Origin of the sequence: Chryseobacterium sp. Leaf405, from assembly GCF_001425355.1 — a bacterium.
Taxonomy (GTDB): Bacteria; Bacteroidota; Bacteroidia; order Flavobacteriales; family Weeksellaceae; genus Chryseobacterium.
Genome location: NZ_LMQN01000015.1, coordinates 1,156,452 through 1,171,810, shown reverse-complemented (window position 1 = coordinate 1,171,810; position 15,359 = coordinate 1,156,452). Strand labels below are relative to the sequence as shown.

Annotated in this window: 11 protein-coding genes; 7 read left to right on the top strand and 4 right to left on the bottom strand. The window is 34.9% G+C overall.

Features of this window, described 5'->3' with window-relative positions:
* Positions 1 to 3: 3 nt before the first annotated feature.
* The 3 genes from ASG22_RS15290 to ASG22_RS15280 form a co-directional block, all read right to left on the bottom strand.
* A complete protein-coding gene (locus ASG22_RS15290; protein WP_055986442.1) occupies positions 4 to 1,344 on the bottom strand; it encodes a (Fe-S)-binding protein in 1,341 nt (446 codons plus the stop codon).
* 11 nt (positions 1,345 to 1,355) lie between these two features.
* Positions 1,356 to 2,306: an MlaD family protein gene (locus ASG22_RS15285; RefSeq protein ID WP_055986438.1), complete on the bottom strand. Its 951-nt coding sequence runs from the start codon at positions 2,304 to 2,306 to the stop codon at positions 1,356 to 1,358.
* 130 nt (positions 2,307 to 2,436) lie between these two features.
* A complete protein-coding gene (locus tag ASG22_RS15280) occupies positions 2,437 to 4,575 on the bottom strand; it encodes a peptidylprolyl isomerase (protein WP_055986436.1) in 2,139 nt (712 codons plus the stop codon).
* Positions 4,576 to 4,835: 260 nt separating this feature from the next.
* On the opposite strand from ASG22_RS15280, the gene lon reads away from it, so the two are divergent.
* The 3 genes from lon to ASG22_RS15265 all read left to right on the top strand — a co-directional run bounded on the left by lon (position 4,836) and on the right by ASG22_RS15265 (position 8,994).
* Positions 4,836 to 7,241, top strand: coding sequence for an endopeptidase La (lon, locus tag ASG22_RS15275; RefSeq protein ID WP_055986434.1), 2,406 nt, complete (start codon positions 4,836 to 4,838; stop codon positions 7,239 to 7,241).
* A 172-nt stretch (positions 7,242 to 7,413) separates the two neighbouring features.
* On the top strand, positions 7,414 to 8,526 hold the full coding sequence (locus ASG22_RS15270) for an AI-2E family transporter (RefSeq protein WP_055986432.1): 1,113 nt from the start codon (positions 7,414 to 7,416) through the stop codon (positions 8,524 to 8,526).
* A 90-nt stretch (positions 8,527 to 8,616) separates the two neighbouring features.
* The gene (locus tag ASG22_RS15265; protein WP_055986429.1) at positions 8,617 to 8,994 is read left to right on the top strand and encodes a DoxX family protein; all 378 of its coding nucleotides are present in this window, start codon (positions 8,617 to 8,619) and stop codon (positions 8,992 to 8,994) included.
* A gap of 92 nt (positions 8,995 to 9,086) precedes the next feature.
* Here the strand turns inward: ASG22_RS15265 and ASG22_RS15260 are convergent, their stop codons facing one another.
* Entirely contained in the window at positions 9,087 to 10,445 is a 1,359-nt protein-coding gene (locus ASG22_RS15260) for an acyl-CoA dehydrogenase family protein (protein ID WP_055986426.1), read from the bottom strand.
* Between the two features lie 208 nt (positions 10,446 to 10,653).
* On the opposite strand from ASG22_RS15260, the gene ASG22_RS15255 reads away from it, so the two are divergent.
* From ASG22_RS15255 to ASG22_RS15240, 4 genes are all read left to right on the top strand, one after another.
* On the top strand, positions 10,654 to 11,565 hold the full coding sequence (locus ASG22_RS15255; protein ID WP_055986423.1) for a DUF4349 domain-containing protein: 912 nt from the start codon (positions 10,654 to 10,656) through the stop codon (positions 11,563 to 11,565).
* A 410-nt stretch (positions 11,566 to 11,975) separates the two neighbouring features.
* Positions 11,976 to 13,616 (top strand): glucose-6-phosphate isomerase, encoded by a 1,641-nt coding sequence (gene pgi, locus ASG22_RS15250; protein WP_055986420.1) that lies wholly within the window; start codon positions 11,976 to 11,978, stop codon positions 13,614 to 13,616.
* Positions 13,617 to 13,622: 6 nt separating this feature from the next.
* The gene (locus tag ASG22_RS15245) at positions 13,623 to 14,453 is read left to right on the top strand and encodes a class I SAM-dependent methyltransferase (protein ID WP_082505018.1); all 831 of its coding nucleotides are present in this window, start codon (positions 13,623 to 13,625) and stop codon (positions 14,451 to 14,453) included.
* A 21-nt stretch (positions 14,454 to 14,474) separates the two neighbouring features.
* Positions 14,475 to 15,359 carry a bifunctional 5,10-methylenetetrahydrofolate dehydrogenase/5,10-methenyltetrahydrofolate cyclohydrolase gene (locus ASG22_RS15240; protein ID WP_055986417.1) on the top strand — a complete coding sequence of 295 codons (885 nt, stop codon included), beginning with the start codon at positions 14,475 to 14,477 and terminating at the stop codon, positions 15,357 to 15,359.

Genomic DNA, 15,359 nt, shown 5'->3' with positions numbered 1-15,359 from the left:
GGATTAGTCATTTGCCCAATTCAGACGGTCTGCCTGATTGTATTGCCAAGGTGCCGCATTATTTTCGACATTTGTCATCATCAGATTCAATTCCTTAGGAGCAGCAGACTGTTCCATCACCAAGAATCTTCTCATTTCGAAAATAATTGAAAGCGGATCAAGCAATACAGGACAAGCTTCTGTACATGCATTACACGTTGTACATGCCCATAATTCTTCTTTTGTAATATAATCGTTTAGAAGTTTTTTACCATCATCTTCAAACTTACCATTTTTGTCGATATTTCTTCCTACTTCTTCCAGACGGTCTCTCGTTTTCATTAAGATCAATCTCGGAGACAGCTTTTTACCTGTAATATTTGCAGGACAAACTGCAGTACAACGACCACATTCTGTACATGAATAAGCATTTAATAACTGTACCTGGTTTAAATCAAACACATCTTCTGCACCAAATTTTGAAGGAGCTTCTGCATCATCACCTGCTGCCGGAGCAGCGTAAGGATCTGCATTGGGATCCATCATGAGCTTAATTTCTTTGGTAACAGATTCCAGATTATTGAATTTTCCTTTCTCTTCTAAGTTAGCATACCAAGTACTTGGAAAAGCTAAAATAATATGTAAATGTTTTGAATAATAAAGATAATTCATAAAGAACAAGATCCCTACAAAGTGGAACCACCAGGCTCCTCTTTCAATCATGAATAAAAACCCGTTATCAAAACTGAAAACTTGTAAAAACGGAACCAATGTCATTTCACTGATTGGAAATGATCCTATATGATGAAAACCTTCAAAACCATTCATCTGGAGAATAAAATCCGAAGAATTCATGGTGAAAAAAGCCAACATTAAAGCAAATTCAATAATCAAAATCCAGTTGGCATCATCTTTTGGCCATCCGAAAAGTTCCTTCATCGTAAGCCTTTTCACACCGTAAAAGTTTCTACGGATAAAGAAAGTTACAACTCCAATGATTACTAAAAGTGCTAAAATTTCTAATGTTGCAGTAAAGAAACTGTAAAAAGTATCACCTAAGATTGTTGATAAAAATCGGTGAGTCCCGAAAATTCCATCAACAATTATTTCAATAAGTTCAATATTAATAATAACGAAACCGACATATACGAAAAGATGCAAAATTCCTGCTACAGGACGTTTAGACATTTTACTCTGTCCCATTGCCACCCTTGCCATGGTTTCCCATCGTTCGGGTTTTCTGTCGCTTCGGTTGATTTCTCTTCCTAATCTGATGTTTCTGTATATCTTTTGCAGACTTTTTGCAAACAGTCCAAAACCTGCAACTAATAAAATCAGAAAAATTATATTATCGATATATTGCATGGTAAGTTAGTTTAGTCTTTGTTATTCTTTCCGAAAACAGAGAAATTAACATATTTCTTAGGGTGAGCTTTTACGTCTTCTAATAATAAATTTAAATTTGTAGAAGCGGCGTTTAGATTATTGTATAATTCCTCATCTTTCATGATTTTACCTAAACTCCCCTGACCGTTGTTGACACCATCTACGACATTATTTAATTTGCTAACTGTCTGATCGAGATTGGCAATTGTAGCGTTCAGTTTTTTAGTATCTATACTTTCTGCCAAATTACCATATTTATCTAAAGTAACTTTACCACTCTGCATTGTTAAACTTGCATCATCCAACACCTTCTGAAGTTTTGGATCGTTATGACCCACCAAAGCGTTTACACTTCCTGCTGTAGTTTGTAAGGCTCCAACTGTTTTATTAAGATTCGCCAACAGTAATCTGATTTCTTCACGGTTTTGCGCATTCACCACCTGATTAGCACTTGACATTAATGAATCTACACGATACAAAACAGTCTGCAACTGATCTTTTACAGGACCTACCTGAGAAGAAAGACTTCCCAGAGTTCCTAATTTGAAAGCACCTTTCAACGTATCTCCGTCTTTTGCCGTTTGTCCGCCATACATCAAGTTGATTCTCATCTCTTTTCCCCCCATTAAGCTAGGCTCAAAAATTTCTAATGTTGAGTTTCTTGAGAACTCAAAATTATTATCAACAGTAATTTTCACGAGAAAGTCAATTTTCCCGTCTTTCGATGTATGAGGTATGATTTTATCAACCTGCCCTACTTTCAACCCATTGATTGAAACGGGAGAAGATTGTGCCAATCCTTCCACATTTTCATATTGTGCGTAAAATATATTGTCGGTAGTAAAAAGACTTCTGCCTTTCATAAATTGAAACAACACAACAAAGCCAACGATGGCTAATAGTGCTATTACACCAGCTTTTAATTCTTTACTGAACTTCACTTGCTAAATTTTTCTAATGAGCAAATATACTACATTTAAATTAATGTTTCTTCTTTATTGCTCTGGGTTAAATACAAAAAAAGCGGCAAAAACTTTGCCGCTTTTTATAATTGTGAAAATTAATTCTCAATTATTGCTGAGAACCTAACTTATCCCAGATTTCGATTCTGTAATCATCGATCTTTGCATTGTCCTGCAAGCTCTTTAACCAAGCCTGACCGAACATTCCTGCACTTCTCTGATTAACTGACTCCGTAAACTGTTTAAGGTCTCCAGGTTGTTTGTTTGTTGTTTCGTTCTTTTTGATCAAAACATAAACTCCCGTACCACCTTCAATTGGGTTAGAAAGTTTTCCTTTCGCAACTCCGAATGCAGCACCAGCAACTTTAGGCTCCATAGAACCTGCTACTGACGGGTTTAACAAGTTTACCTGTGCAGATTGTTTTGTCGTTGCAAATTGCTTAGCAATCTGATCTAAACTTCCTGCTTTACCAATTTTCTCAGAAATCTGTTTTGCTGCTAATTTATTTTTAACAACTGTTTCAATCTGATCTCTTACAGATTCCGGATCTGCAGTTCCTTTTTCCTGCTTACCGTTTAAATAAACAACAATTTTATCTCCTGTTCCGTCTACTGTAAATAATTCAGTATCTCCTTTTTCTCTTTTCTTATCAAAGGCCCAAGAAAGAATATCAGAATCTTTATCTGTTCCTAACCCCTGAATCTGTCCGTCGAATCTCTTCGTCTGTTTAGCATTGGTAAATTTATAATTTGCTTTTTTAGCAAGATTTACAAAATCGTTATAAGATTTCCCTTGAACCTGCTGAACAAATCTGCTTGCATTTTTGTTTACTTCAGCTTCGGTAGCATCAGAAGGTTTAACAGTTTTTACCAAATGAGCTACTTTATAACCCATTGCCCCTGCTTTTTTATCTTCAATATTGATGATATGGTACCCAAATTCTGTTTCTGCCAACCCCGTAGAACCTTTTGCATTACTTGCCAAGAAGTTTAAATATCCCGGTGCAAATTGGCTTTCAGGAGTTGTCCAGCCCACACTACCATTTCTTTCAACTGCATTTGGTTCGTCAGAAAGTTTTAGACCTGCAGCAAATGCAGCAGGATTAGCTTTAATTACAGCCAATAAACTATCGGCAGTCTTTTTAGCAGCCTCTTTTGTTCTTGTCGCTGTAGATCTTTCTGCTCCTTTATAAGCAATTAAGATATGCTTAGACAATGTAGAATCTGAAGTTTTCTTATTTAAAAGTTTAGAAACTACATAAAAGTTCTGCTCTTTGTACGGACCAAAAGTCTGCCCGATAGCAGCAGTAGCAATTTGCCCCTGAATCGTCTGAGGTAATTGGTTTGCCGGCACATATTGACTATTGTAAGGCATATCAGAATTAGCCATTACAAACATTGAATCATTTTTAGTATTCTGGAAGTTTTCACCACCTCCATTAGCATCAGTTCCCGAGAAAAGTTTTGTCACTTCTTTCTGAACTGCTGCATCATCAGCTGCACTTGGTGTAGAAGGGAAATAAACAACTCCTAAATTTCTACTCGTTTCAGCTTTGAACATTACAGGGTGAAGCTTGATATAATTAGCAAGATCTTCTGTAGTTACTTTAATATTATTTTTCTGAAGATAAGAAGTGTAATCAACTTTTACAAAATCGATATCAGCTAACTGATCTCTCTGTCTCATCAATTCTTCAGCTTCTTTCTTACCTGTCGTAATACCTGTAGAAACATTAGCAAACACTTGTCTCGCCATCAATCTGTATTCGATCGATTTTCTGGTTTTCAACCATTGGTTGTATCCTTCGGGAGAAGTAGCTTTCATCTCTTCAATCTGTTTTTTCAGCTCCTGAGTTTTAAAGTTACCTTTCTCATCAAAGAACTGCTTTTGCTGGGCAAACATCTGATCATATGGAAGCTGGTTCCAAAAATAATCTTCTGTCATTTCAAAGCCCATTTTTTCAAACTGCTGCTTAATAAGTTTAGATTGAACCAATAACTGCCATGCCTGCTCTTCAAGACCATTTTTTGGTTGACCTTGCTGCTCAGCCTGTTGTTGTAGCACGAAAAGTTGATCGTTAAACTCTTCCCGGGTGATTTTCTCACCGTTCACTTTTCCTAAAACATCAGGATTTTTACCAAAAACCTTATCAATGCTGTCGGGATTCACAAGGAACGCCAAAAGCGCCAGTGCAATTACTCCCATCAAAAGCCAAGGTCTACTCCTAATTTGTCCTAAAATCGCCATTATATATATTATAGTTTTTTATCAGTTTGCGAAAATACACATTTTTAAGAAATTACGGAAATCCTGAGTATTTATTTTAGTTTTTAAAATTTAAATTATCTAAAAAAGGAAATTTTGACCGTATTTTTTAGTAAAAAACAAATGGCACAGGTCTTGTGCATTTTACAAAAGCATAATATGCCATCCGTTTTCAGCGCATATTGTGAAATTTCACGTTAACGATTTAAAACGAAAAATGACAATTTGTCATTCGATTAACTATGACAGAATTTGAAGATATGAGTCTTGAGGAAATGATAAGTGACGGATTTGATATTGTAGCAGAAGAAATCAACCTTGAAGACCTTTCGGAAAGTGAAAAAAATTCCGAACAAAAGATATTCCCTATACTTCCCGTAAGAAATATGGTAATGTTTCCTAATGTGGTAATTCCTATTACTGCAGGGAGAAAAACATCTATACAATTGCTGGAAGAAGCCCAAAAAAACGGTGATTTAATTGGAATTGTTAGCCAGAAAAACTCTGATTTGGAGCAACCTTCTGAAAAAGATATTTACCAGGTGGGAACATTGGCAAAAATCATTAAAATCATCAAACTTCCTGAAGGAAACATTACGGCTATCACAAAAGGTTTTCACAGATTTAAGGTTAAAAAGTTTGTTGAACTTCAACCCTATTTTAAGGCTGAAATTTCTAAATTAAAAGATTCTAAAGCTAAAAATAAAGAAGAGTACGAAGCATTATTGGAAAACGTAAAAGATTTAGCGTTAAAAATAATTGAACTAGATCCTAACATTCCAAACGCCGCAAATTTTGCGATAAAAAATATCAACAATAATGATGATCTGTTAAATTTCATCTGCACCAACTCTAATTTCCCTTCCACAGAGAAGCAGAAACTGCTTGAAGAGAAAAATTTAATAGAAAGAGCCAAAAAGTGCTACGAAATGATGCATGAAGATTTCAGGAAACTGGAATTGAGAAATCAGATTCATCAGAAAACATCAAAAGATCTTGATAAGCAGCAGAAAGAATATTTTCTGAACCAGCAAATCAGAACCATTCAGGAAGAATTGGGTGGCGGACCAGAAAGTGATGTAGAAGATCTTATTGCTAAAGCCGGAAAGAAAACATGGAATACGGAAGTTGAGGAGCATTTCCAAAAGGAAATCAACCGTTTACAACGTCAGAATCCTAATTCTCCTGATTATAATGTGCAGAGAAATTATCTGGATTTCTTTACAGATTTACCTTGGGATACTTTTACCAAAGATACTTTCGACATCGAAAAGGCACAGAAAATTTTAGATAAAGCACATTTCGGATTAGAAGATATCAAAAAAAGAATTTTGGAACACATGGCTGTTTTAAAATTAAAAAATAACATGAAATCCCCTATCCTACTGTTGGTGGGACCTCCGGGAGTTGGTAAAACTTCATTGGGAAAATCGGTTGCGGATGCTTTGGGAAGAAAATATGTACGTGTTTCTTTGGGCGGACTTCATGACGAAAGCGAAATCCGTGGTCATAGAAAAACATACATCGGCGCAATGGCAGGAAGAATCCTTCAATCCATTAAAAAAGCGGGAACATCTAACCCTGTGATTGTTCTGGACGAGATTGATAAAGTAGGAAAAGGAATGCACGGCGACCCAAGTTCCGCATTATTAGAAGTTCTTGATCCTGAGCAAAATAAAGCTTTCTACGACAATTTCCTGGAAATGGGTTATGATTTGTCTAAAGTAATGTTTATCGCTACAGCCAACTCATTATCAACAATTCAGACACCGTTATTGGACAGAATGGAAATCATTCAGATTGCGGGATATACATTAGAAGAAAAAATTGAGATTGCCAAGAGACATTTAATTAAAAAACAACAGGAAGAAAACGGTTTGACAGCAAAATCTTTCAAATTGGGAAATCCTGAATTAAAACATATCATTGAAGCTCATACATCTGAAAGCGGAGTAAGAAGTTTAGAAAAAAGACTTGCCGGAATTGCCCGTTGGGTAGCCTTACAGACAGCTTTGGCTAAGGAATATAACACAACAATTTCTCTTGAAAAAGTAGATGAAATTTTAGGAGTTCCACGACCGAAAAGTTTAGCCGAGCTAACCGATGTTCCCGGAGTGGTAACCGGTCTTGCGTGGACAAGCGTTGGCGGAGATATTTTATTCATTGAAAGTATTTTAAGCAATGGAAAAGGTGCTTTAACGATGACAGGGAATTTGGGAACTGTCATGAAAGAATCTGCTACGATTGCTTTGGAATACATTAAAGCAAAACACGATGAACTGGGAATTTCTCAGGATGATATCGAAAAGAAAAACATTCACGTTCACGTTCCTGAAGGGGCAACTCCGAAAGACGGACCTTCTGCAGGTATTGCAATGCTGACTTCGATGGTTTCTTCCTTTAAAAATAAAAAAGTAAAACCGCATCTTGCGATGACCGGCGAGATTACCTTAAGAGGAAAAGTACTTCCTGTAGGTGGAATTAAAGAAAAATTACTCGCTGCAACAAGAGCAGGAATTAAAGACGTAATTCTTTGTGAAGCCAACAGAAAAGATGTTGAAGAAATCAAAAAAGATTATCTGAAAAACCTGAACGTCCATTATGTCAACAAAATGGAGGAAGTCATTGAAATTGCCATTGAAAAATAATTCGTAACTATATCAACATTCTCAATAAAAGAAAACACGTCTCATATTTTGGGACGTGTTTTCGATTTAGATAAGTTAGGCACTATTTTAGAGGGAGTGAATATTGAATTAATTATATTTTAATCTGCAAATTCATCAGTTTTCGTTATTTTTATCAATCACAATTTTGAGTATGAACTTTTTTAAACTTCCATTTTTGCTAAAACTGGCTTTGGCAATCATTTCCATTATTGGCATTGGATATCTTGTTAAATTAGGTCAAAGCATTTTGGCGCCGTTCTTTCTGGCATTTTTAATGGCAATGCTTTTTTTACCGTTCTCTAATTTTTTAGAACGAAAATTAAGATTTCCCAGGTCGTTTTCTACGATTCTTTCCGTAATGATCATGTTGGTCATTCTTACAGGATTAATATTTTTCTTCGGATCCCAGTTATCGGATTTTTCAAAAGATATTCCACATCTTAAAGTGCAGTCTACCAAAGTTTTTGCCAATCTTCAAAGCTGGGTATCTCATACTTTTAATGTGAAAATTAAGGAACAGCTTGATTATCTGGATCAGGGATTGAGCAAACTTCTGTCATCATCAGGTGTAATTTTAGGATTTACATTCAGTATATTTTCAAGCAGTTTAGGATTTTTGGCGTTTTTTATTCTGTTTTTCATTTTTATCTTAAACTACAGAAGGATTTTAAATAATTTTATCGTTAATGTATTTAATGAAAAACATCAGGCAAGCGTACAGGAGGTGGTTTCTGAAGTAAGAATAATGACCAAACGATACATCATTGGGCTTTGCCTTCAGGTGATTATTGTTTCTACTTTTACTACCATTTTACTTTCTGTTCTTGGGGTGAAATATGCTATCCTTTTGGGCGTTTTAACGGGATTATTAAATGTCATTCCTTACATCGGAATCTGCATTTCATTGTTGATTTCGTGTTTTATAGCGTTTGCTACGGGTTCAGTTTCTACTTGTATTTATGTGGCTATTGGCTACGTTGCTGTACATGCCATTGACGGAAATATTGTACTTCCTTTTGTTGTTGGTTCAAAAGTAAAAATAAACGCATTGTTTTCTTTCATCGGCATTCTATTGGGTGAACACTTATGGGGAATTTCCGGTATGTTTCTTTGTATTCCAGCCATTGCCATCATTAAAATTATTTTTGAACGAGTGGAAGGCTTACAACCATGGGGGGAACTTCTTGGTGAAGAGGAAAAACCTAATAAGAAGAAAAAGAGCTACAAAATTTCAAAGAATATTACTTTGAAAGAAATGGATTAATTCATGAATAATTTTCAAAACATTTAAAATTTATTTCCTTTTTAATCAACAGATTATAATTTTATTTAAATTTGATTAAAATCAATTATCATGAAAATCGTAAAATTTATCTTCTCCTTACTCTTCGGATTGATGTTTATTAATGCCGGATTAAACAAGTTCTTTAATTATATGCCCATGGAAAAACCAACACCGGAACAGTTGAAACTTTTCGCTGCGTTTGGAGAAATTCATTGGTTGATGCCATTAGTCGGAATTGTAGAAATTATTGGTGGATTATTATTTATTTTTCCGAAGACAAGAGCTTTAGGCGCCATCGCTATTCTACCTGTAATGGTTGGAATTGTCGTTCACATTTTCACTATGGATAAGTCTCCAATGGGAATGTCAATTGCCGGAGTTCTTTTTCTCATCAATCTGTGGATGATTATTGATAATAAAGAAAAATATAAAGCCTTAGTGAGTTAAATAATGAATGGTCAATTGTGAATTTTGCTTCGCAAGTGAATTTTAAAATCGACAGGCAAAGCGAATTGACAATTGACCATTCACTTTCAATATTATACAAAGGCACTGAAGCCTGTAATCGATCTTCCGACAATTAAGGAATTGATTTCTTTCGTTCCTTCATAAGAATAAATTGCTTCTGCATCGGCAACAAATCTTGCTACATCATATTCCAATAAAATTCCGTTTCCTCCTAACACTTCTCTGGCTCTTGAAACAATATCTCTTGTTCTCAACGTGCAGAAAACTTTCGCCAAAGAGGCATGTTCATCTTTAAGAATTCCTTCATCCTGCATTTCAGAAAGCCTGAAAACCATCGTCTGCATTGCGGTAAGATTAGACAACATTTCTACCAAATGTCCCTGAATCATTTGAAAAGAAGCGATCGGTTTCCCGAACTGTTCACGAGTTCTTGTGTAAGCCAAGGCACTTTCATAAGCACCTCTTGCACAACCTGTTGCCATCCAAGCAACGCCCGCTCTAGTCATTCTCAATACTTTTGCTGTATCTTTAAATGAATTTGCGTTTTGCAACCTGTTTTCTTCAGTAACTAAACAGTCTTTTAACGTAATCAACCCATTCTGAACGATTCTCAACGCCATTTTTCCTTTAATTTTTTCAACAGAATAACCAGGATTATCTTTTTCAACAATAAAACCTTTTACTTCTCCGTCATCTAAATCTCTTGCCCAAATAATAATTAAATCGGCAAACGTTGCATTTCCGATCCATTTTTTCTGACCATTTAAAATCCAGCCTTCAGGAGTTTTTTTGCAGGTTACTGTTAAACCTCCCGCAGCTCCGGAACCAACCTCCGGTTCCGTTAAACCAAATGCACCAATTTTTTCAAACTTCTGCATCTGAGGAAGCCACTTCTGCTTTTGTTCTTCGGAACCGCAAATATAAATTGAACCCATTGCCAATCCCGACTGAACTCCAAAAAAAGTCGCTATAGAAGCATCAATTCTTGCCATTTCCATAGCAATAACACCTTCCATTAAAAAAGGCATTCCTGGACAGCCGTACCCTTCATAGGTTACACCGCAAATATTAAGCTTTTGAAATTTTGGAATTAATTCATGTGGAAATTCGTCTCTTAACCAATAATGATTCACCAGAGGTTTTACTTCTTTTTCCATGAAAGCTCTTACTTTTAGTTGAATTTCTCTTTGTTCTGGCGAAAGTGTGTGATAAATATCGTAAAAATCCCCGTCAATTGGCGGAAGTTCTTTCTTCTTTTTATTAGGATCGAGCATTTTCATCATTCCACTCAACTGTTTATCATCGAGTTTAGAAAAGTTTTCCATCAATTTCGGAAGATTTACTTTTTGAGAAATAGTACTTAACTGATCAAAATCAATTGATTTGAATAATTCTATTGCGTTTCTGATTTTGGAAAAAGTATTTGACATAGTAATTGTTTGTGTGTTTGACTTGTAAAAGATAAGCAAAAATTACTCCGAAAACAAACGGATTTATTCGACCTTATTTTACAAATAACTGAATATTAATCATCTAAAACAGAATTTCTTTTTACAAATTTTTTACCTGCGATTTTCAAATATTACAAAGGATTCATTCTGAACTTTGGAATAAGCAAAACATTAAAAAATAAATATCATGAAACCAACTTACATCAGACTATCAATCGCAACTGTTCTTTTATTAGGAATTTATTCATGTAAAAAAGGAGAAGCTACAGCAGATTTCGAATCTTATGCAACTGCAGATTCAGCAACAGTAATAACTTCAGACAGTATTTCCTCTGTGGCAACAATGAAATTGAAAGACAAGCAATTCATTAAAACCGCAGATGTGAATATGGAAGTGAAAGATGTTTATGACGCAACCATTTCAATCGAAAAATCGGTTCAGGAATTGGGCGGATTTGTAACTCACAGTAACTTAAAAAGTAATGTCCTTTCGGAAGACACTTACGACACCTCAAATGAAGAAGCAATGTTGGTGAAAAAATATCAATCGGAAAACACGATGCAGGTGAGAGTTCCAACCGAAAAACTGGGAGAATTATTAACATCCATCAATAACAAAAAACTTTTCCTGAACTCAAGATCCATCAATGCGGAAGATGTGACTTCAAGTATAAAATACGCTGAATTAGAAGGTAAGAGAATCAAAAAAACGAGTGAAAATATTTCTGAGTTAAAAACTAACAAAGACAAAGTAAAACTTGACGACGAAAATATGTTGGAAAACAACCAACAAAAACTGGCAAATATGGACGTAACTGATAATCTGAAATACAGCACCGTCGATATTTACATTAAAGAACCGAAAGTTCGTATCGCTGAAATCGCCGTTACCAATACAAAAAGTATTGACGATAAATATAAATTCGATTTCATATACAGTGCAAAATCAGCTTTTGTAGAAGGATATTATTTAATTCAGAGAATTGTTGTAGGATTAATTGTGATTTGGCCAATATTATTAATCGGAGCCGCTATTTTATTTTTCTATAAAAAGAGAAAATCAGTTAAAAAAACAAATTCAAACACTTCTGAAATATAAAACTATTCTAACCTTCGGGTTATCCATATAAATTTTAACGTTTTACAAGAAACCTCCGGAATCCATCTGGAGGTTTTAAATTATTAGTAATGTTCCATTCAATAAATCCTTGTAGTTAACGTTAGAAAAACAACAACGAAATCTGAATTCTGGGAAAAATTGTTCTAAAAAGCAGGAACATCCAGACAAGAAAGCTGGCTTAGTTATAAAGATTTTCTCGATAAAAATAATTCCGACAGAGATAATAACCGAAGACTTTCTCTTCAGCTCGAACTCACCGATTGATTTTTAATCATCAATTAACATCATTGGATTAAAATTCCGTAAATTTGCAAATCAATAATTTTGCTTGAGGATTTGGTATTCAACAATCCTAAATCCGAAGCTTTATAAACCATAATTTCTAAAATATGCTATCAAAAATAAATCCTACTCAAACCAATAGCTGGAAAGCGCTTGACGAGCAATTCGCAAATAATGACTTCGATTTAAGAAGCCTTTTTGAATATAATCCGAACCGTTTTAATGAATTTTCAATCAAAAGACCCAATTTCCTGTTTGATTATTCTAAAAACTTAATCGATTCTAAAACAAAAAATATTTTATTAAATCTTGCGGAAGAATGTAATCTGAAAGATGCAATTTCTAAAATGTTTTCAGGCGATAAAATCAATGAGACAGAAGGAAGAGCAGTTTTACATACCGCTTTGAGAGATTTTTCTGATAAAGAAATTTTGGTAGACGGTGAAAATATTAAACCCCAGATCAAAAGAGTTCTAGATCATATGAAATCTTTTTCTGAAAGCATTATTTCAGGAGATCATAAAGGTTTTAGCGGAAAAGAAATTACGGATATTGTAAACATCGGAATCGGTGGTTCAGATTTGGGACCCGTGATGGTAGTTTCAGCGTTGAAGCATTTTAAAACAAGGTTAAACGTTCATTTTGTTTCCAATGTAGACGGAAATCATATGGCAGAAGTTGTTAAGAATTTAAATCCTGAAACAACTTTATTTATTATTGCTTCCAAAACATTTACCACTCAGGAAACAATGACCAATGCTAATTCTGCAAAAGATTGGTTCTTAAAAGCTGGAAAACAGGAAGATGTAGCAAAACATTTCGTTGCTTTATCCACTAACGTACAAGCAGTTAAAGACTTCGGGATTGCAGAAGAAAATATCTTCGAATTCTGGGATTGGGTTGGTGGAAGATACTCATTGTGGAGTGCGATTGGCTTAAGCATCGTTCTTGCGGTAGGTTATGAAAATTTCGAACAGTTATTAAGAGGAGCTTACGATACAGATCAACATTTCCAGACAGCAGATTTTGGTGAAAATATTCCTGTTTTAATGGGATTAATTGGAATTTGGTATCGTAATTTTTATGCAGCCACCACGGTTGCCATTCTTCCTTATTCTCAATATTTAGACAGATTTCCGGCATATTTCCAACAGGGAGATATGGAAAGTAACGGAAAATATGTTGACAGAAACGGTGAATTCGTAGAATACGAAACAGGACCAATTATCTGGGGAGAGCCCGGAACAAACGGACAACACGCATTCTATCAATTGATTCACCAGGGAACAGAATTGATTCCTGCCGATTTTATTGCGTATGTAGAAAGTCCCAACAAAGTTTCCAACCATCAGGACATTTTATTGGCAAACTTTTTCGCTCAGACTGAAGCATTAGCTTTCGGAAAAACAGAAGAAGAAGTTGAAGCAGAATTAAAAGCTTCAGGAAAATCTGATGAAGAAATTGATTTTTTACTAAATTATAAAGTTTTCCAAGGGAACACTCCTACTAACTCTATATTATTCAAAGAATTAACTCCATTTACATTAGGACAATTAATCGCTTTGTATGAACATAAAATTTTTGTTCAGGGTGTGATTTGGAATATTTTCAGTTTTGATCAATTCGGTGTGGAACTGGGAAAAGTTTTAGCTACTAAAATTCTTCCGGAGCTTGAAAATAGTGAAAAAATCAGTTCTCATGACAGTTCTACAAACGGACTGATTAATTATTATAAGGATTTTAAGTAACATACAATGATCAAAAGAAATCTTTATTATAAACTGTCGCCCGAACTTAGGTTCTATGCACGGAAGATTTATTATTTTCCAATAGATACTTATGAAAGACTTACAGGGAAAAGAGATCAATATACTCCTGCCAGGGGAGATATTTTTATTGGTTCCGGAGATTTCATAAAACAAGGTGAGCATCAGTTACATTTATTAAAGAAATATATTGATATTCAGGAAACTGACTCCGTTTTGGATATCGGAAGCGGAATCGGAAGAACGGCAGTTCCTTTAACCAAATATTTAGGCACAAAAGGTAAATATGATGGTTTTGATGTAGTAAAAAAAGGAGTTGACTGGTGTAACAAAAATATTCACCAAGAATATCCTAATTTTAATTTTAAATATGTTCCGCTACACAATTCGCTATACAACTCGCACAGCGGAAAATCGGAAGATTTTAAATTTCCTTATGAAGATAATAGCTTTGATAAAACTTTTCTTTTTTCGGTGTTTACCCACATGAAAATTGAGGATATTCAGAATTATTTGAATGAAATCCACAGAGTTTTAAAAACGGGAGGAAAATGTCTGGCTACTTTTTTCACGTATCACGAAAATGACCAATTGGAAAATTTTCCGGGCTTTAAATTTCCTGTGAAAAAAGATCGATACAGGCTTTTGGATGAAAATCTTGTGGAAGCAAATATTGCTATCGAAGAAAGTAAGCTTTTAGAAATGATCGAAAAAAGCGGATTGAAAAAAGTAAATGAAATAAAAGGTTTCTGGAGCAAATTTTCCAGAAAACATCCTGATGTAAACTTTCAGGATATGCTGATTTTAGAGAAAAAGTAAAAATAAATCAATAAAAGTAAAATGGCAGAAATTCTTGACGGATTAAAAGTATCTAAAGAAATAAAACAGGAAATCAAGGTTGAAGTTGATAAAATCCTTGCAGGCAAAAGAAGAGCACCACATTTGGTAGCCATTCTTGTTGGAAACAACGGAGCGAGCAAGGCGTATGTAAATGCAAAAGTAAAAGATTGTGAAGAAGTAGGTTTCCAGTCGAGCTTAGTTAAATTTCCAAGCACAGTTTCTGAATCTGAATTGTTGGAAAAAATCGAGGAACTTAACAAAGATAAATCTGTAGATGGTTTTATCGTTCAGTTGCCTTTGCCGGACCAAGTTGATCAGGAAAAAATAATCAATGCAATTGATCCGAGAAAAGATGTTGACGGTTTCCATCCTACAAATTTTGGGAAAATGGCTCTGGAAATGGATACTTTCTTACCTGCAACTCCATTCGGAATCTTAACATTATTGGAAAGATACAATATTGAAACAAAAGGTAAAGACTGTGTAATCATCGGAAGAAGTAAAATTGTTGGAAGACCAATGAGTATTTTGATGGGAAGAAAAGATTTCCCGGGAAATTCAACTGTTACGCTGACGCACTCTTACACAAAAGACATCGAAGAGTATACTAAAAAAGCAGACATCGTCATTACAGCGTTGGGAGATCCTCACTTCTTGAAAGGTGAAATGATTAAAGACGGGGCGGTGATTGTAGACGTAGGAATTACAAGAGTAGATGACGATTCTCCAAAAGGATATTATCTGGCAGGTGATGTAGATTTCGACAGCTGTGCCGCAAAAGCAAGCTGGATAACGCCGGTTCCGGGGGGAGTTGGACCTATGACAAGAGCAATGTTGATGAAAAATACCATCATTGCCTACAAAACTTCAGTCTATAATGACTAA

Coding starts and splice junctions, on each gene's coding strand:
- ASG22_RS15240 (WP_055986417.1), top strand. CDS start 14,475: ATGGCAGAAATTCTTGACGGATTAAAAGTATCTAAAGAAATAAAACAG.
- ASG22_RS15270 (WP_055986432.1), top strand. CDS start 7,414: ATGAACTTTTTTAAACTTCCATTTTTGCTAAAACTGGCTTTGGCAATC.
- ASG22_RS15290 (WP_055986442.1), bottom strand. CDS start 1,344: ATGCAATATATCGATAATATAATTTTTCTGATTTTATTAGTTGCAGGT.
- ASG22_RS15260 (WP_055986426.1), bottom strand. CDS start 10,445: ATGTCAAATACTTTTTCCAAAATCAGAAACGCAATAGAATTATTCAAA.
- ASG22_RS15280 (WP_055986436.1), bottom strand. CDS start 4,575: ATGGCGATTTTAGGACAAATTAGGAGTAGACCTTGGCTTTTGATGGGA.
- lon (WP_055986434.1), top strand. CDS start 4,836: ATGACAGAATTTGAAGATATGAGTCTTGAGGAAATGATAAGTGACGGA.
- pgi (WP_055986420.1), top strand. CDS start 11,976: ATGCTATCAAAAATAAATCCTACTCAAACCAATAGCTGGAAAGCGCTT.
- ASG22_RS15245 (WP_082505018.1), top strand. CDS start 13,623: ATGATCAAAAGAAATCTTTATTATAAACTGTCGCCCGAACTTAGGTTC.
- ASG22_RS15255 (WP_055986423.1), top strand. CDS start 10,654: ATGAAACCAACTTACATCAGACTATCAATCGCAACTGTTCTTTTATTA.
- ASG22_RS15265 (WP_055986429.1), top strand. CDS start 8,617: ATGAAAATCGTAAAATTTATCTTCTCCTTACTCTTCGGATTGATGTTT.